Below are 16,059 nucleotides of genomic sequence, written 5' to 3' on the forward strand. Positions count from 1 at the left end.
AAGCGTCGGCGGTGAAGGATCAACGCAGCGCGCGCCCCGCTTCGCGCAACGGCTCCTCGTTTTCCAGCCGATACACCCACGACAGCAGTTCCGCGACCGCGTGATAGAGCGCAGGCGGAATGTGCGCGTCGAGATCGACCTGCATCAGCAGCGACACCATTTCCGGCGACTCGTGCACATACAGCCCCGCCTCCTTCGCGCGCTGCACGATCATCTCCGCGACCATGCCGTAGCCCTTCGCGACCACGCGCGGCGTCGCATCGCGATTGCCCGCCTCATAGGCGAGCGCCGTGGCCTGCATGCGGGTGTACGGCGGCGGCCCCGACTGGTTCTGGTTCATGCCGCGCCTCCCTCGCCCGCCGCCGGACGCAACAGATGCTCGAGCGGCGACCTGACCGGCTTCCTGTCATTCGGTTCGCCGGAGATGGCGAGATCGGTGGAGCCGTCCATCGAACGGACCGACAGCGACGCCAGCGCCAATCCCGCCGCTTCCAACTGGCGCGCGAAGGCGGGGCCGTCGGTGGCGAGACGGCGCGCGCCCGCGTCGCCCGCCTTGATGCGCGCGACCAGCTTGTCGCCGGTCAGCACCAGCTCGGCGTCCACGGTGCCGAGCGAAGTAATCTAAAGAGTTAAGCGCGAGCGCAACGCGCGCTCTTCGGCTGAGTCGACCAGCGAGCGGTGATCCCGCGGTTCGCGGGCAATCTCCCACTCGAAGCGCGTGCCGGGCCAGGCTTCGCCCTGCCAGCGGAACTGCTGGTTCGCGAGCACGTCGAGCTGCTGGCGCACGACATTGAGGGTGGCCGGATGAATGCCCGCATCGGCCGACGCCTGCAGCGCCGAGTTGTGTTCGCTCGGCCGCGCGGCCGGGGCCGACGCGGCGCTCGTGCCGTATGCGTTGTTCGCGCCCTGTGAACTCGACAGCATCGCGGCCGGCGCATCGCGCACCGACGCGGCGAGCGCGGCCGCCTGCTGCGGCGTCTGCGGCGTCGCGACGCCGCGCGCGGGGAAATCGGGCAGATCGGGCAAATCGGGGGAATCCGCGGCGGCGGCTTGCGGCGCGCGGGCGTCGTCGAGGCCGGTGTCGCCGGTGGCGGCGGGGCTCAAGGCATCGCTGACGAAGTCGAGCGGCAAGGCGCGCGTGCGGGCGTCGACGCGCGCCTGCGGCTCGTTGCCGAGCGACGCGCTGCTGCGCTGGCCCGCCAGCCATTGCACGAGGTGCGATTCGTAGAAGAGTCCGCTTTCGTCGACGGTCTTCGCCAGTTCGGTGGCGAGCACGCCTGCCGGCAGCGGCGGCAGATTCTGCGTCGCGGCGCGCGCCGCGGCGACCGCGGCGGCGTTGGAGGAGAAAGCGGTGTCGAAGAGTCCGGTCGAAAGCGCCGTGAACGCGCTGGCGGGACGGGGCGGCGTCGGCCAGAGCGGGGCGTCGCCGGTGACGGGCGGCGTCGCGCCGCCGAAACGGGAAATCACGTCGAGCGTGCGCGCCACGCTGGAGAAAGCGGTCTGGGTGGACGGCGCCGGCGCCAGGCTGGCCTGCGGCGCGCCGCCGACAAGCGACGTATCGGCCGACGTGCCCGTCTGTCCGACGCTCGCGCCGGTGACGCCGCTGCCGCTCACGCCGTTCGGCGCGCGAAGGGCGGACATCAGGAGCTCGGTTCGGTTGGCGAGCAAGCTTGCGATCGCAGTATCGAGTCCACTCATGCCCACATCCTCAAGTACGCTGTGACCGGCTTCCGGCCAGGCGCAGTTGCGCTCAGCGCAGTCCCATCATTTTTTTCAGTACGCGCGCCGGGCTGTTGACCGTGAACAGCGCGGACAGGCGCGCGAGGCTCGGCGACGTCAGGTCGCGGATCGCGGCGTCGTCGGCCAGGATCTTCTTGACGAGATCGAGCTTGCGGGCGCGGGCGCTTTCATCGAGCTCCGAGCCGGAATCCACGTCCTTCAGCTGCTCGATCAACTCGCGGTAGGTGCCTTGCAACGTCTTCAGTTCGCTCCATTCGCCGCCGCGCGCGGCCACGAGCATCTGGCCGGAAACCGCCGCAATGGCTTCGTAGTGGGCGAAATATTCTTGGGTCATCTTCATTCTTTCGAGGCAATCGACGCAGCCTTCCGTCATACGGGCGCCGCGGTCATTTGAGCCACTTCCGGTGCGATGCCCACCCACGCCTCTTCGAGCGTCGCGAGCAAGTTGTCGACTTCCACGAGCATCGTCTCGTCCTGCTTCAGGTTCGCTTCGAGCAGCCGGCGCGACATATACGTATACAGCGCGTCCAGCCGTTCGGCGATCTCGCCGCCCGCGTCCTTGTTGAGCGCCTGCTGCAAGCCGCTCTCGATGATGCTGATGGCCTTGCCGATCGCCATCCCCCGACCGCCGATGTTCTTCTGCTGGATGTGCATGCGCGCCTGCGCGATGGCCTGGCGCGCGCCCTGATACAGCATCGTGATCAGCCGGTGCGGGCTCGCTCCCATCACCCCTGTCTGGACGCCCACGCGCGCGTAGGCGTTGGCTCCGGCGTGTCCTGGGGAATACATCTCTTGCTTCTCCTTTTACGATGCCCTGCTGCGATCCGCTGTCTGTCCGGTTTCGGGCCTGCTGCAAACCGGCGCCGGCGCCCGATTCGCTCGCCGGGGCGAGCGAATCGTCGTTCGCCGTGCTGTTATGGGGGTTATCGGAGGAACGCGGCAAAGCTTTAGGACGCAAGGCTCAGGAGGCGGCGACAGGATCGGAAGAGAGACCGTGAACGGTTCGATTCCAGGCTTGACTGCGCGTCAGACCGAGATCTGCATGACGTCGTTATAGGCCGAGACGAGCTTGTTGCGCACCTGCAGGCCGAATTGCAACCCGACGTTCGCCTTCTGCATATCCACCATCACGTCGTTCAGCGACACGTTCGGCGAACCGATTTCAAACGCATGCGCCTCGCCGAGCGCCTTGGTCTGGTTGTCACTGATCTTGTCGATCGAGGTTTTCAGCGCGTCGGCGAAGCTGCCCACGCTGGCCGCGCCCGACTGGCCGCCTGTGACGGCGCCCGTCGCCACGTTAGCAGCGCCCGCGGCGGACGTTCCGCCGGCGGCCTGCGACGCCATCGACTGGATGGAGGAGAGCGCGGCCGAGAGCGGATTGATCGGAAAGTTCATGTGGACTCCGGAAATCAGTGATAAGCCGGCGGACCGCGTCCGAAGGCGGGACGGCCCGCGCCGCACGGGAGCGGTGGCCTGGGTTCGGCGCCGCCATGACGGAGGTTCACCGAGTACGAAAAAGCTTAGCAGCGGGTGTCGTTTCAAAGCGCGGGAAGAACGGGGAAAACCCCGCTCTATTCGCTGAATCGAGTTGCAATCTTCTGCGGATAATCCCCATCGTGAAAAGTCCACTGCCGCCGTTCAAGAAGCCCGGCGGCCGCGGTGGAAGCGAAAGATTCGGAGCCTCGACGCTAAATGGAAACGCCCAATAACTCACTCATCACGCCCGATGCCAGACTGGGCCTGGCGGGCGCACAACCCGGCACAGCCGGAACGGCAGGCCCGGGCCTCGCAGGCGGCGCCGACTTCGGCGGCTTCGCGCAGCGCGTGCCGATGCTCAACCAGTTCCGCTCGAACCCGCGGGTGCCGCTGATCGTCGCCGTCGCCATTCTGGTGATGGTCGTCGCGGGCCTCGTCATGTGGTCGCGCCAGCCGGACTACCGCGTCCTCTTCTCCAATCTCTCGGACCGCGACGGCGGCGCAATCGTTGCCGCGCTCCAGCAGGGCAATATTCCCTACAAGCTCTCCGACGGCGGCGGCGCGATCCTCGTCCCGGCCGAGCAGGTTCACGAAACCCGCCTGCGCCTCGCGAGCCAGGGCCTGCCGAAGGCCGGTTCGGTCGGTTTCGAACTGATGGACAACCAGAAGTTCGGCATCAGCCAGTTCGCCGAGCAGGTCAACTACCAGCGCGCGCTCGAAGGCGAACTGGAGCGCACCATCGGGTCGATCTCGTCGGTGAAGTCGGCGCGCGTGCATCTGGCCATTCCGAAGCCCAGCGTGTTCGTGCGCGACAAGGAACTCCCGACCGCCTCCGTGATGGTCAACCTGTATCCGGGACGCGTGCTCGACGAAGGCCAGGTGCTGGCGATCGCGCACATGGTGGCGTCGGGCGTGGCGGACATGCCGGTCAAGAACGTCAATATCGTCGATCAGGACGGCAACCTGCTCACCAGCCAGAGCGTCGCCAACGGCCTCGACGCCTCGCAGCTGAAGTACGTGCAGCAGATCGAGCACAACACGCAGAAGCGCATCGACGCGATCCTCGCGCCGCTGTTTGGCGCCGGCAACGCCCGCTCGCAGGTCAGCGCGGACATCGATTTCTCGAAGCTCGAGCAGACCGCCGAAAGCTACGGCCCGAACGGCAACGCGCAGAACACCGCGATCCGCAGCCAGCAGTCGAGCGAATCGAGCGAAACCTCGGGCAGCGGCGCATCCGGCGTGCCGGGCGCGCTCTCGAACCAGCCGCCGCAAGCCGCCTCCGCGCCCGTCGATGCCGCCGCGTCCGGCGCAGCCGGCGCGGGCGCGAAGTCCACGCCGAAGAACGAGCGCAAGGACACCACGACCAACTACGAAGTGGACCGCACCGTGCGCCACTTCGAGCAGGCGACCGGCGGCATCAAGCGCCTGTCGGTGGCGGTGGTCGTGAATTACGAGAAGAAGGTCGACGCCAAGGGCAACGTGACGATGACCCCGCTCGCCGCCGACAAGCTCGCGCAGGTGCAGCAGCTCGTGAAGGACGCGATGGGCTTCGACGACAAGCGCGGCGACTCGGTGAACGTGGTCAACAGCGCGTTCTCCGCCGACCTGAACGTGACGCCGGACGTGCCGTGGTGGAAGACGCCGGAGTCGATCGGCATGGGCATCCAGGCGGCGAAGTACCTGGGCATCGGCATCGTCGGCCTGTTCCTGTACTTCAGCATGGTGAAGCCGGCGATGCGCCGTGCGTTCCCGCCGCCGCCCGAAATGGCGCCGTCGCTGGCCGCACCGGACGAACTCTCGCTGCTCGACGGCCCCGCGGCCGGCGGCGACAAGAAGGACGATGAAGACAAGGATGCCGAGGTGAGTCTCCTCGGTCACGAAAGCAAGAAAGCCAAATTCGATCGCAATCTCGACTACGCGCGCATGGTCGCGCGTCAGGACGCGAGAATCGTTGCGACGGTCGTCAAGAACTGGGTGTCCGATGAACGCTGAAGGCCTGAATAAAGCCGCGCTCCTGCTGATGTCGATCGGCGAGGAAGAAGCCGCCGAAGTTTTCAAGTACCTCGCACCGCGCGAAGTGCAGAAGATCGGCGCGACCATGGCGGCGTTGAAGAACGTGACGCGCGAGCAGCTCGACAACGTGCTGACCGAATTCGTCAGCGAGGCGGAGCAGCACACGGCGCTGTCGCTCGATTCGAGCGAGTACATCCGCTCGGTGCTGACCAAGGCGCTCGGCGAAACCAAGGCCGGCGCGCTGATCGACCGGATCCTGCAGGGCAGCGACACGAGCGGCATCGAAGGCCTCAAGTGGATGGACTCGGGCGCGGTCGCGGAACTGATCAAGAACGAGCATCCGCAGATCATCGCGACGATCCTCGTGCACCTGGACCGCGATCAGGCGTCGGAGATCGTCTCGCTGTTGACCGACCGTCTGCGCAACGACGTGCTGCTGCGCATTGCGACGCTCGACGGCATCCAGCCCGCCGCGCTGCGCGAACTCGACGACGTGCTGACCACCCTCCTCTCCGGCAGCGACAACCTGAAGCGCGCGCCGATGGGCGGCATCCGCACGGCGGCCGAGATTCTCAACTTCATGTCGAGCAACCATGAGGAAGGCGTGATCTCGAACGTCCGCGAGTACGACGCGGAACTCGCGCAGAAGATCATCGACCAGATGTTCGTGTTCGAGAACCTGCTCGACCTCGAAGACCGCGCGATCCAGCTGCTGCTGAAGGAAGTGGAGTCCGAGACGCTGATCGTCTCGCTGAAGGGCGCGCAGCCGGCGCTGCGCCAGAAGTTCCTGTCGAACATGTCGCAGCGCGCCGCCGAACTGCTTGCGGAAGACCTCGATTCGCGCGGTCCGGTGCGCGTGTCGGAAGTGGAGCAGCAGCAGCGCAAGGTCCTGCAGATCGTCCGCAACCTCGCGGAAAACGGCCAGATCCAGCTGGGTGGCAAGGCGGAGGATGCGTATGTCTGACGCCCGCGCGCACAAGGGCCCGGACAAGGCTCCGCTCTCGGCGTACCAGCGCTGGGAGATGGCGTCCTTCGATCCGGTCAACGTCAAGGTCGACAACAGCGCGGCGGAACAGGCCGCGCTCGAAACGCATCTGCGCCGCGTCGAGGAAGACGCGCATGCACAGGGACTCGCCAAGGGTCACGTCGCGGGCCAGGCGCTCGGCTATCAGGCCGGCTACGAACAAGGCCAGGCGAAGGGTTTCGAAGACGGCCGCAAGGAAGCGCTGGCGCAGGCCGCGCGTCTCGCCGAAATCGCGGACAGCTTTAAGACCGCGTTGCAGGCGGCGGATGCGGCCATCGCGGAAGCGCTCGCCGAACTGGCGGTCGATATCGCGCAACAGGTCGTGCGCCAGCATCTCGCGCTCGATCCGACCGCGCTGGTCGCGGTGGCGCGCGAGGTGATCGCGGCGGAACCGGAACTGTCGGGCGCGCCGACGCTGATCGTCAATCCGGCCGACATGCCGGTCGTCGATGCCTATTTGAAGGATGAACTCGAAGGCGCCGGTTGGACCGTGCGTCCCGACCCGATCGTCGAGCGCGGCGGCTGCAAGGCGCATGCGGCGACGGGCGAAGTCGACTCGACCAATGTATCGCGCTGGGAGCGCGTCGTGGCTGCCCTCGGGAGACACAAGCCGTGGTAAATCAACCCGCATCGTCGGCCGTGCATCCGCACGCACATTCGCACGCCCACCCGCACGCGCACCGCATCACGCAGGACGGCCTGAGCGCGCTCGAACAGGAACTCGCGCGCGCGTCGTTCGGCCCGCTCGCCGCCGATGAAGCCGCCGACGAGCCCACGCCCGAGGAACTCGCCGCGCGCACCATCGCCGAACTCGCCGATATCGCCGGCAATCCGCACATCGACGCGTGGCGCGACAAGCTCGACGCCCTGCGCACGCGCAGCGCGCTCGCCAAGCCGCTGCGTCCGTGCGGCCGCCTGACGCGCGCCGCCGGCCTCGTGCTCGAAGCGGTCGGCCTGAAGATGGGCGTCGGCTCCGAATGCATGATCGAGCTGCCGCCCGGCAGCGCGATTCCGAGCGCCGAAGCCGAAGTCGTCGGCTTCTCGGGCGACAAGCTGTTCCTCATGCCGACCACCGAAGTGGCCGGCCTGCTGCCGGGCGCGCGCGTCTATCCGCTCGAAAGCGCGCCGATCAACGATCCGATGGCGGGCGCCAAGCGCCTGCCGGTCGGCTGGGAAATGCTCGGCCGGGTGGTCGATGCATCGGGCCGTCCGCTCGACGGTCTCGGTCCGCTCAACGCGCGCGTCGACGCGCCGCTGTCCGCACCGGTCATCAACCCGCTGAACCGCGAGCCGATCCACAAGGTGCTCGACGTCGGCGTGCGCGCGATCAATTCGCTGCTGACCGTCGGACGCGGACAGCGCATGGGCCTGTTCGCGGGTTCGGGCGTCGGCAAGTCCGTCCTGCTCGGCACGATGGCGCGCTACACGAGCGCGGAAGTGATCGTGATCGGGCTGATCGGCGAACGGGGACGCGAAGTGAAGGAATTCATCGAGCAGATCCTGGGCGAAGACGGCCTCGCGCGCTCGGTGGTGGTCGCCGCGCCCGCCGACGTCTCGCCGGTGCTGCGCATGCAGGCCGCCGCCTATACGACCTCGCTCGCCGAATATTTCCGCGATCAGGGCAAGCACGTGCTGATGCTGATGGATTCGCTGACGCGTTACGCGATGGCGCAGCGCGAGATTGCGCTGGCCATCGGCGAGCCGCCCGCGACCAAGGGTTATCCGCCGTCGGTGTTCGCGAAGCTGCCGGCGCTTGTCGAGCGGACCGGGAACGGCCCGGAGGGCGGCGGCTCGATCACCGCGTTCTACACCGTGCTCACAGAAGGCGACGACCAGCAGGACCCGATCGCCGATTCGGCCCGCGCGATTCTCGACGGCCACATCGTGCTGAATCGTTCGCTGGCGGAAGCGGGTCACTATCCCGCGATCGACATCGAACAGTCGATCAGCCGCGCCATGACCTCGCTCATCGACGACCGTCATCTCGAGCGCGTGCGCCTGTTCAAGCAGATGTTGTCGCGTTACCAGCGCAACAAGGACCTGATCAACGTGGGCGCGTACTCGAGCGGCCGCGACCAGCTGCTCGACCGGGCGATCGCGCTGTATCCGCGCATGGAGTCGTTCCTGCAGCAGGGTTTCAGGGAGCAGGCGCCATTCAAGCCGAGCATCGAAATGTTGAATCAACTTTTCGAATAGTTTTCGAATAGTATCCACTTTATTAGTCAGACAAAAACGAAAGACCATACGGGACCGTCACGCCATGTCCAAGAATCTGCCGATCAACACCCTCATCGAACTCGCGGGCGAAGAACTCGACGCCGCGACGAAGAAACTCGGCAAGCTCCAGCAGGAGCGAAACGACCTCGAAGCGCAGCTGAATTCGCTCATCACCTATCGGGACGAGTATCACGCTCGCTTCACCGCTTCGGCGCAGCAGGGCACCACGGCGCAGACGCTGCGCAATTTTCAGGCGTTCGTCGACACGCTCGATTCGGCGATCGCGCAACAGCGCACGGCGCTGTTGATGGCCGATCAGCGCATCGAAGCCGCCAAGCCCGACTGGCGCATGAAGAAGCAGAAACTCGGCAGCTACGAAGTCCTGGCCGCGCGCGGCGAGGCGATGCTTGCCAAAAAGGCGGCGCGCGTCGAACAGCGCGAAGCCGACGAACACGCGGCCAAGATCCTGCGCATGCGCGCCGAGCGCGCGTCGTCCTGACCGATCAAACATTCCCACCGATTTCCAGAGGCTACGCATGTCCTCCGTTTCTCTCCTTGGCGCGCTGTCGGGCGCCTCGTCTTCGAGCAAGACCACGGCGCAGCGCGTGGCGAGCGCGGGGGCGTCGTTCGGCCTGACGCTGCAGGGCATCACCGACCGCGCCAACGCCGACGCACAGGCCGCCCGCGCGCTGGCCGACTCGGCGCAGCAGTCGGGCGACACGTCGAGCGTGCACGATGCGCCCAAGCCGGACGACCGGTCCGACGCGGCATCGAAGAGCGCCGACGCCACCGATGCGCAGGGCGCGTCGCAAACCAATCAAGCCGATGCGGGCGCGAAGACGGGCGCAGCGGCTCGTCCGGGCAAGTCCACGACGGCCGATGCATCGAAGCCGGCCGCGCAATCCGCAGGCTCCGCGCAGGATGCGGCGGCGGCCTCGCAGGCCAAAGCCAAGGCGCTCGCGGATGCAGCCAATGCCGACGATGACACTGACCCGACGCTCACGGACCTGACCGATGCGGCCGCCGCTGCTGCGACGAGCGCCAGCGACGACACGAAATCCACCGACGGCACGCAAAAGGCCGGCGATGCGAAATCGGCGCAGGACGCCTTGCAGGCGGCGCTTGCTGCGCTGAACCAGCAGACGCCCGCCGCACTGCCGGTGAACGTCGCGACGGGCGCGGCCGGTGCGGCGCGCGAAGCCGGCAAGGAGGGGGACGAACAGACCGGTCTGTTCGCGAAGGGCGGCAAGGGCGCGGGTCTGATCGGACTGTCTTCGGCGGCAAATGCAAGCGCCGACGCCCACGCAGCTACCGCGCAGACCGATGTCGCGGCGCTCGCCGGCGGTCAGGCAGCGACGGCAATGCCCGCCGATGCCGCGACCGCCGCGTACAAGCAGGCAGCAGACGCCGCTGCCCACGCGGTGGCGATGCAATCGGCGACGGGCAGTTCGGCCGTGTCCGGCACGCAAGGCTCGATGGCGGCTTCCACCAGCGCAGCAATCGCGCCGCATGTTGGCGCTTCCGGCTGGGACGATGCGTTCAGCCAAAAGGTCGTGTTCGTGTCGAAGTCCGATCAGCAAAGCGCGGAACTGACGCTCAATCCGAAAGACCTGGGGCCGCTGCAAGTCACGCTGCAGGTTTCCGAGAATCACGCGCACGCGTTGTTCGTGTCGCAGCATGCGCAGGTGCGGGAAGCGGTCGAAGCCGCGATGCCGAAGTTGCGCGAGGCAATGGAAGCGAACGGCATCAGCCTCGGCAGCGCGTCCGTTTCCGATGGCTCGGCGTTCGCGCGGCAGTCGCAGCAGCAAAGCGGTGACGGGCGTTCGGGATCTGGGAGCGCGCGTGGTACGAGCGGGATTGGCGGTGTCGGCGGTATCGACGATGGAGGCACGGCCAGCGTGACTGTGCCGGTACGGCGCACGGTCGGACTGGTCGATACGTTTGCGTGACCAAGCCAGGTCGCGTCGGGGTTGCGGCGCGACGCTTACTTCCAGCCCTCTCGATTGCTGCTGAAGTCGATAAACATCCGGTGATCAGTGAAGAAGCCGATTCCTATAATCGTTCTCTTCGATGTCTCGTAACTGGGGAAGAAGGTGATATAGGGCAGATTCGAGTCCGCCTGATAGCTGTAGGTGAACGGCGAGCTCGCCAGCGTCAAGGTCTCTGTACTGCCTGCGGCCAACGATTGCGGGAATGTCGCCGTCGGCGGTACCGAGAACTGCATGTTCGGCGTGCCGGAATCGAAGAGGACTTCGGTCATGAAACGCTCACCGGAGTCGGAGTCGCTGATCGTGACGCCGGCAATATTGGCATCACATGCCGTAACGCCCTGGTCTGATCCGGTGGGACCTTCAGAAGCAGGACAGGTCAAGGGTGTCGATGCATAAGCTTGCTCGTCGGCGGAACTTAACCCCACCGTCAGCGCCGATTGCAGGGTGCATCCCGTCATCGTGGCGGTGATGAGGCAATTCGGATCAAGCGTTGCATTGCCGAGCGAGAAACCTGCATTGATGCCTGCGGAATAGTTCAGGTAACGCAGCGCACTCACGGTGTCGCAGCCGTTTGCATTGATGGACTGCAGCGAACAGATGTTCAAGCTACCGGATGAGGGGACACCTGTTGTCGAGCCAGAGTACTCGCCCGCGTGGACCCCGAACGTGCCATGCCAGGCCAGCGCAAGCGGCTGGCCGTTGCCGTCGAGCGTCTTGTAGCTGAACAGGATCGGCATCAGATTCGTGGTCAGCTCGCCGTGTCCGCCGAACTTCACTGTGGCGTAACCGATATTGCCGTAGTCGGTGTGGCCGCCTCCGCCGAAGCTCTTGGATACCTGCATCTTGGTCACAGTAATGCCGTGATAAGTCAGCATGTCCTGCCCGGGCGGAAACACGAATCCGTTGGTGCTGACGATGTCCGCAGGAAACACGTCCTGTGCGTTGATGACCATCCCGGCTGAACCGGTGTCCAGCACCAACGGTGAAGGCGTAGTCAAGGTTTGGGAACCGAGTGCGACCACCGGGATGATCAGCTTGCTTTGATCGGCTATCGATCCGCCCAACAATGATCCGTAGACCGTCACCGCGGTCGGCTTCGTGACAGTGCTTCCGCCTGTCACACCCTGCACTGTGCCGGGCGCGTTCTGAACGGCTGGTGCTGACGCAGGCGCGGGCCCGGATGCTGGCGTCGGCGGCGACGTTGGTGCAGACGCGGGTTCCGATGCAGGCGCCGGTGCAGAGGCAGGCGTCGGTCCTGACGCAGGCGCAGTCGGACCGCTCGAAGTCGACGGCCCGGTGCTGGCGGCCTGCGGCGAGTTGCTGCTTCCGCCGCACCCGGCCAAGGCCAGGACGAGCATGAGGATCAAGGCGAAAAATGGCGTGCGTCCCGGTGCGTTTCTTTTCATGGTGGCGTTTAATCAGCGTAGCAAGCTAATCAGAACCGGACGCCAGTCACGCCCAGACCGATTGCTTTCACGTTGCGGCCTATCAAAATCTGTCGCGCGTCTCAAATTAAAATGTTTCGAAAAATTTCAAGGCGGTAGCGGCGGGGAATTGTCGAACTTTCAATCTCTTTTTCATACAAGAAAGAACAGAAGCTCGTCGATTTGAAGAGGCGATTCGGCTGATCGACTAGTCCGTTTGCTTGATCCGGTATTGGCGAACGCCTTTCACGCCCGTGCAATGGACTTTTCCATATACTCATTGCTGTCGAAGGCGCTGCTCCAGTAACGCTCGCAGGCGCGATTGTATCGAATCCGCATCGCCTGATGCATTCGTTTCTGCGTGGCGAATATTGAGCAGATTTAGAAAACCCATCTGATCCAAGGCGGTCCGAGAAAATCATGACGTTCTGAAAAGTGAAAGGCGCGCTTAAAGTTGCGCCTGAATTGAATCAACCAAATACTCATTGACTCATGTTGAAATCAAGGCTCAAAGTATTTTCATTCATTGCATCCGCGTTATTTTCCGGATTAACGCACGCAGCCGCAACTGATTATGCAGGCGCTTACGTCAAGCTCAACGTCAATAACAGTTATCTTTGCGCGGGTGCGCTCGTCAGCAGTGACGTCGTGATTACCGCGGAGCATTGTCTGACCGAACCAAGCTCGGTGACATCGATCAGCGTGTCATACGGCAGCGCGTTCTCTTCTTCCCAGGAAGCCGCGTCCACTGTGGAAAACACAGGCTGGGTAAGAATCCCTGGCATCGATGTCGCGCTCATCAAACTGCAGCGTCCGGTCTCGTCGAGCGGGACGCAGACTCTGAAACTTCCCCAAAAGTGCCCGTCGCCCAAGATCTCGGATTTCGCGAACGATCCTGTGGTGGTGTATCGCCAGACGCCGCAGTCTCTGATCGTAGCCGGCGCCTTGCAGCTTTTCGGAGCCGCAATGTTGCCGCAGAGCGAATACGTCACAACACCGATCACCTTCAACAGCGTCGGCCCGAATTCTCTACTTGCGGGTACTTATTGGGCGGTGCGAACAGTCTGGTTCTATGGCGACTCCGGCGGACCGCTCGTCGATAGCAACGGCATCCTCGTGGGCACGGTCAGCAACGGCGGTCTGCCGCTGGAATACGCCGCCGCGACCTGTACGGTTTCAGACTACATCCAGGCTGGCATCACCGCGTTCGATGGAAACGCCTCGTCGGATCCGGCGACTTCAACGACCCGCGCCGCTTCGGGCACCACGACCCAGTCGCCCTTCGGATCCGCACCGCAATCCACATCCGGCACGACGCAAAGCTCGTCATCGGCGCTCGCCAGCATCATCGAGGCGCTTGCCAACACCTTCTCCAGCCTGTGGAGCGGTTCGTGACGTCTGGCCGACCTGACCAGGCCTGAAGCGCGGGGCGGCCACGCACCGCCCCGCACCCCCTCCTCCCTTCCCCCAAATAGCCAAAAGTTTTCCGTCAAATCCCCGTTAACCGGTCTAACCACGCCCGACCCAAGGGCTCCATCAATCAGATGGAATAGCCCCTAATCCCCCCTCTGTTCGACCCATCGCTTTACACCGCGATAGCCAACAATTCACCCTATCGAAAGAGGCACGCATTCATGGCTACCACGACCGCAAACCAGCAACCCATCGTTCCCGCCAAGGGCGGCAAGTTCAAGAAGATCCTGATCATCGCCATCGGCGCGATGGTTCTGCTCGGCGCGGGCGCAGGCGGCGCCTACTTCTTCCTCGGCAAGAACCATGGCCCGGCCAAGCCCGCTCCGGAGCCGCCGCCCGTGTTCTTCCCGCTCGATTCGCTCACCGTGAACCTCCAGTCCGACGACGGCACCATGCACTACCTGCGCGCGGGCCTCACGCTCAAGCTGCACGACGAGAAAGTGCAATTGCTGGTCACCGAGCACATGCCCGAAGTCCGCAGCCGCGTGCTGCTTCTGCTTTCGGGCAAGCGTCCCGACGACCTCGCCACCGTCGACGGCAAGAAACAGCTCGCCAACGAACTGCGCGCCGCCGTCGAAACGGCCGCGAGCACCGCTGAAAAGCCGGTGCGCGTCGAGGAAGTGCTGTTCACCGAGTTCGTCGTTCAGTAACGCCGCATCAGCGAGTAAAAGTTCATGGGCCACGAAGAGTTCATGTCGCAAGAGGAGGTCGATGCCCTCCTCAAGGGCGTCACCGGCGAAATCGACCAGGTCTCCGACGAGACCAAACCCGTCGGCGTCCGTCCCTACAACATCGCGACGCAGGAACGCATCGTCCGCGGCCGGATGCCCGGCCTCGAAATCATCAACGACCGCTTCGCGCGCCTGATGCGCGTGGGCATCTTCAACTTCATGCGGCGTTCGGCGGAAATCTCCGTCGGTCCGGTGAAGGTGCAGAAGTACAGCGAATTCACCCGCAACCTGCCGATCCCGACCAACCTCAACCTGGTCCACGTGAAGCCCTTGCGCGGCACGTCGCTGTTCGTGTTCGACCCGAACCTCGTGTTCTTCGTGGTCGACAACCTGTTCGGCGGCGACGGGCGCTTCCATACGCGCGTCGAGGGACGCGAGTTCACGCAGACCGAGCAGCGCATCATCAGCAAGCTGCTCAACCTGGTGTTCGAGCATTACGCGACCTCGTGGCGCAGCGTGAAGCCGCTCCAGTTCGAATACATGCGTTCGGAGATGCACACGCAGTTCGCCAACGTCGCGACGCCGAACGAGATTGTCATCGTGACGCAGTTCACGATCGAATTCGGCTCGACGGGCGGCACGCTGCACATCTGCATGCCGTACTCGATGATCGAGCCGATCCGCGACGTGCTGTCCTCGCCGATCCAGGGCGAAGCGCTCGAAGTGGACCGCCGCTGGGTGCGCGTGCTGTCGCAGCAGGTGCAGTCGGCGGAAGTGGAACTGACGGTGGACCTTGCTGAAATCCGCTCGTCGTTCGAGCAGTTGCTGAACATGCGCGCCGGCGACGTGCTGCCGATCGACATCCCCGAGCATGTGACGGCGAAGGTGGACGGCGTGCCGGTCATGGAATGCGGCTACGGAATTTTCAATGGGCAATACGCGCTGCGCGTGCAAAAAATGGTCAGCGCGAGCGATACGATGAAGGAAGGTGGATATGAGTGATCTGATGCAGGAAGGCACGTTGCCCGGCGCGGACGCCAAGGCCGACGACGCCATCATGGACGACTGGGCCAGCGCCCTCGCCGAACAGAACGGCAACGAAACGCCGGCGGTGGCTACGGCCGGCGTGTTCCAGCCCTTGTCGAAGGCCGCCGCGCCGTCCACGCGCAACGACATCGACATGATTCTCGACATCCCCGTGCAGATGACGGTGGAGCTCGGGCGCACGAAGATTGCCATCCGCAACCTGCTGCAACTCGCACAAGGTTCGGTCGTGGAACTCGACGGCCTCGCCGGCGAGCCGATGGACGTGCTGGTCAACGGCTGCCTGATCGCTCAAGGCGAAGTGGTCGTCGTCAACGACAAGTTCGGCATCCGCCTGACCGACATCATCACGCCGTCTGAACGCATCCGGAAGCTGAATCGATGAAACGCGTGGTCGCCGCGCTGCTTTTCGCCGCGCCTCTTCTCGTGCATGCCGCCGACATGAACGCGGTGAATCACGCCGCGCAGATCGCCTCGGGCGTCGGCGCGGGCACCGCGGTGCCGTCGCTCGGCTTCGGCGCCGTGTTGCAGACGCTCGTCGGACTCGCGGTCGTGATCGGCTTCGTGTTCGGCTGCGCGTGGCTCGCGCGCAAGTTCGGCTATCAGGGCGGCAAGCGCAGCGGGCTCGTGAAAGTGGTGGGCGGCGCGTCGCTCGGCAACAAGGAACGGGTTGCGGTGATCGAAGTGGGCGATACGTGGCTCGTGCTCGGCGCCGGTCCCGGCAACGTGCGCCTGCTGCACACGATGCCCGCCGGATCAGCGGACGCGGACGGCATCGGCGTCCCTGTTCCGGGCGCGGCACAAACCGTGTCCGGCGGCTTCGGCCAGCGGTTCCGCGACGCCCTCGCCGGCGAAGCGAACAAGCGCCTGCAGAAGTTCGTCAAGTAACGCGCAGGTCATCGGCATCGGGCGTGCTCCGCGAGGACCACGCCCGATGCGCGTTTACAGTCTCGCAGCCTCGTTTGCAATAGAACGAGTTAGCGCGG

18 protein-coding genes are annotated in these 16,059 nt (G+C 64.9%); 11 read left to right on the forward strand and 7 right to left on the reverse strand.

Annotation, left to right across the window (positions count from 1 at the left end; genetic code table 11):
- Nucleotides 1-19: 19 nt before the first annotated feature.
- From QCE62_RS14610 to fliE, 6 genes are all read right to left on the reverse strand, one after another.
- Entirely contained in the window at nt 20-340 is a 321-nt protein-coding gene (locus QCE62_RS14610; RefSeq protein WP_309931289.1) for an EscU/YscU/HrcU family type III secretion system export apparatus switch protein, read from the reverse strand.
- Nucleotides 337-603 (reverse strand): hypothetical protein, encoded by a 267-nt coding sequence (locus QCE62_RS14615; RefSeq protein ID WP_309919102.1) that lies wholly within the window; start codon nt 601-603, stop codon nt 337-339. The genes QCE62_RS14610 and QCE62_RS14615 overlap by 4 nt, the downstream gene beginning before the upstream one ends.
- 18 nt (nt 604-621) lie before the next feature.
- Nucleotides 622-1,641 carry a flagellar hook-length control protein FliK gene (locus QCE62_RS14620; protein ID WP_309919105.1) on the reverse strand — a complete coding sequence of 340 codons (1,020 nt, stop codon included), beginning with the start codon at nt 1,639-1,641 and terminating at the stop codon, nt 622-624.
- A 109-nt stretch (nt 1,642-1,750) separates the two neighbouring features.
- On the reverse strand, nt 1,751-2,080 hold the full coding sequence (locus QCE62_RS14625; RefSeq protein WP_309810684.1) for a flagellar protein FliT: 330 nt from the start codon (nt 2,078-2,080) through the stop codon (nt 1,751-1,753).
- Between the two features lie 29 nt (nt 2,081-2,109).
- Nucleotides 2,110-2,529 (reverse strand): flagellar export chaperone FliS, encoded by a 420-nt coding sequence (gene fliS / locus QCE62_RS14630; RefSeq protein ID WP_309810687.1) that lies wholly within the window; start codon nt 2,527-2,529, stop codon nt 2,110-2,112.
- A 237-nt stretch (nt 2,530-2,766) separates the two neighbouring features.
- Nucleotides 2,767-3,135 carry a flagellar hook-basal body complex protein FliE gene (gene fliE / locus QCE62_RS14635; protein ID WP_309898244.1) on the reverse strand — a complete coding sequence of 123 codons (369 nt, stop codon included), beginning with the start codon at nt 3,133-3,135 and terminating at the stop codon, nt 2,767-2,769.
- A 297-nt stretch (nt 3,136-3,432) separates the two neighbouring features.
- Between fliE and fliF the strand changes: the two genes are divergently transcribed.
- The 6 genes from fliF (at nt 3,433) to QCE62_RS14665 (ending at nt 10,419) form a co-directional block, all read left to right on the forward strand.
- Nucleotides 3,433-5,208: a flagellar basal-body MS-ring/collar protein FliF gene (gene fliF / locus QCE62_RS14640; RefSeq protein ID WP_309919108.1), complete on the forward strand. Its 1,776-nt coding sequence runs from the start codon at nt 3,433-3,435 to the stop codon at nt 5,206-5,208.
- Complete coding sequence (gene fliG / locus QCE62_RS14645) at nt 5,198-6,193, forward strand: flagellar motor switch protein FliG (RefSeq protein ID WP_309919111.1); 996 nt, start codon at nt 5,198-5,200, stop codon at nt 6,191-6,193. Before fliF ends, fliG begins: the two co-directional genes overlap by 11 nt.
- Nucleotides 6,180-6,872, forward strand: a complete 693-nt coding sequence (fliH, locus tag QCE62_RS14650; RefSeq protein ID WP_404984622.1) for a flagellar assembly protein FliH — start codon at nt 6,180-6,182, stop codon at nt 6,870-6,872. The genes fliG and fliH overlap by 14 nt, the downstream gene beginning before the upstream one ends.
- 65 nt (nt 6,873-6,937) lie before the next feature.
- Nucleotides 6,938-8,449: a flagellar protein export ATPase FliI gene (fliI, locus tag QCE62_RS14655; RefSeq protein WP_309919870.1), complete on the forward strand. Its 1,512-nt coding sequence runs from the start codon at nt 6,938-6,940 to the stop codon at nt 8,447-8,449.
- Nucleotides 8,450-8,513: 64 nt separating this feature from the next.
- On the forward strand, nt 8,514-8,969 hold the full coding sequence (gene fliJ / locus QCE62_RS14660) for a flagellar export protein FliJ (RefSeq protein WP_309810704.1): 456 nt from the start codon (nt 8,514-8,516) through the stop codon (nt 8,967-8,969).
- A 37-nt stretch (nt 8,970-9,006) separates the two neighbouring features.
- Nucleotides 9,007-10,419: a flagellar hook-length control protein FliK gene (locus QCE62_RS14665; RefSeq protein ID WP_309919115.1), complete on the forward strand. Its 1,413-nt coding sequence runs from the start codon at nt 9,007-9,009 to the stop codon at nt 10,417-10,419.
- A gap of 35 nt (nt 10,420-10,454) precedes the next feature.
- On the opposite strand, the gene QCE62_RS14670 is transcribed toward QCE62_RS14665, so the two are convergent.
- Nucleotides 10,455-11,546: a hypothetical protein gene (locus QCE62_RS14670; protein ID WP_309919118.1), complete on the reverse strand. Its 1,092-nt coding sequence runs from the start codon at nt 11,544-11,546 to the stop codon at nt 10,455-10,457.
- Nucleotides 11,547-12,377: 831 nt separating this feature from the next.
- Between QCE62_RS14670 and QCE62_RS14675 the strand changes: the two genes are divergently transcribed.
- From QCE62_RS14675 to fliO, 5 genes are all read left to right on the forward strand, one after another.
- Nucleotides 12,378-13,280, forward strand: a complete 903-nt coding sequence (locus QCE62_RS14675) for a trypsin-like serine protease (protein WP_309919121.1) — start codon at nt 12,378-12,380, stop codon at nt 13,278-13,280.
- A gap of 239 nt (nt 13,281-13,519) precedes the next feature.
- Nucleotides 13,520-14,008, forward strand: coding sequence for a flagellar basal body-associated protein FliL (fliL, locus tag QCE62_RS14680; RefSeq protein WP_309810727.1), 489 nt, complete (start codon nt 13,520-13,522; stop codon nt 14,006-14,008).
- Nucleotides 14,009-14,032: 24 nt separating this feature from the next.
- Nucleotides 14,033-15,031 (forward strand): flagellar motor switch protein FliM, encoded by a 999-nt coding sequence (gene fliM / locus QCE62_RS14685; RefSeq protein ID WP_309898259.1) that lies wholly within the window; start codon nt 14,033-14,035, stop codon nt 15,029-15,031.
- The gene (gene fliN, locus QCE62_RS14690; protein WP_309919123.1) at nt 15,024-15,458 is read left to right on the forward strand and encodes a flagellar motor switch protein FliN; all 435 of its coding nucleotides are present in this window, start codon (nt 15,024-15,026) and stop codon (nt 15,456-15,458) included. Before fliM ends, fliN begins: the two co-directional genes overlap by 8 nt.
- Nucleotides 15,455-15,961: a flagellar biosynthetic protein FliO gene (gene fliO / locus QCE62_RS14695; RefSeq protein ID WP_309919125.1), complete on the forward strand. Its 507-nt coding sequence runs from the start codon at nt 15,455-15,457 to the stop codon at nt 15,959-15,961. Before fliN ends, fliO begins: the two co-directional genes overlap by 4 nt.
- The last annotated feature ends 98 nt before the right edge of the window (nt 15,962-16,059 follow it).

The sequence above is a fragment of the Caballeronia sp. LZ033 genome (genome assembly GCF_031451265.1).
Classification (GTDB): domain Bacteria; phylum Pseudomonadota; class Gammaproteobacteria; order Burkholderiales; family Burkholderiaceae; genus Caballeronia.

Excerpts from the sequence above, each read along its gene's own strand:
- fliO (WP_309919125.1), top strand. The coding sequence starts at position 15,455 with ATGAAACGCGTGGTCGCCGCGCTGCTTTTCGCCGCGCCTCTTCTCGTG.
- QCE62_RS14610 (WP_309931289.1), bottom strand. The coding sequence starts at position 340 with ATGAACCAGAACCAGTCGGGGCCGCCGCCGTACACCCGCATGCAGGCC.
- QCE62_RS14620 (WP_309919105.1), bottom strand. The coding sequence starts at position 1,641 with ATGTCCGCCCTTCGCGCGCCGAACGGCGTGAGCGGCAGCGGCGTCACC.
- fliF (WP_309919108.1), top strand. The coding sequence starts at position 3,433 with ATGGAAACGCCCAATAACTCACTCATCACGCCCGATGCCAGACTGGGC.
- QCE62_RS14625 (WP_309810684.1), bottom strand. The coding sequence starts at position 2,080 with ATGAAGATGACCCAAGAATATTTCGCCCACTACGAAGCCATTGCGGCG.
- fliH (WP_404984622.1), top strand. The coding sequence starts at position 6,180 with ATGCGTATGTCTGACGCCCGCGCGCACAAGGGCCCGGACAAGGCTCCG.
- QCE62_RS14665 (WP_309919115.1), top strand. The coding sequence starts at position 9,007 with ATGTCCTCCGTTTCTCTCCTTGGCGCGCTGTCGGGCGCCTCGTCTTCG.
- QCE62_RS14675 (WP_309919121.1), top strand. The coding sequence starts at position 12,378 with ATGTTGAAATCAAGGCTCAAAGTATTTTCATTCATTGCATCCGCGTTA.
- fliJ (WP_309810704.1), top strand. The coding sequence starts at position 8,514 with ATGTCCAAGAATCTGCCGATCAACACCCTCATCGAACTCGCGGGCGAA.
- fliE (WP_309898244.1), bottom strand. The coding sequence starts at position 3,135 with ATGAACTTTCCGATCAATCCGCTCTCGGCCGCGCTCTCCTCCATCCAG.
- fliG (WP_309919111.1), top strand. The coding sequence starts at position 5,198 with ATGAACGCTGAAGGCCTGAATAAAGCCGCGCTCCTGCTGATGTCGATC.
- fliL (WP_309810727.1), top strand. The coding sequence starts at position 13,520 with ATGGCTACCACGACCGCAAACCAGCAACCCATCGTTCCCGCCAAGGGC.
- fliN (WP_309919123.1), top strand. The coding sequence starts at position 15,024 with ATGAGTGATCTGATGCAGGAAGGCACGTTGCCCGGCGCGGACGCCAAG.
- fliM (WP_309898259.1), top strand. The coding sequence starts at position 14,033 with ATGGGCCACGAAGAGTTCATGTCGCAAGAGGAGGTCGATGCCCTCCTC.
- fliS (WP_309810687.1), bottom strand. The coding sequence starts at position 2,529 with ATGTATTCCCCAGGACACGCCGGAGCCAACGCCTACGCGCGCGTGGGC.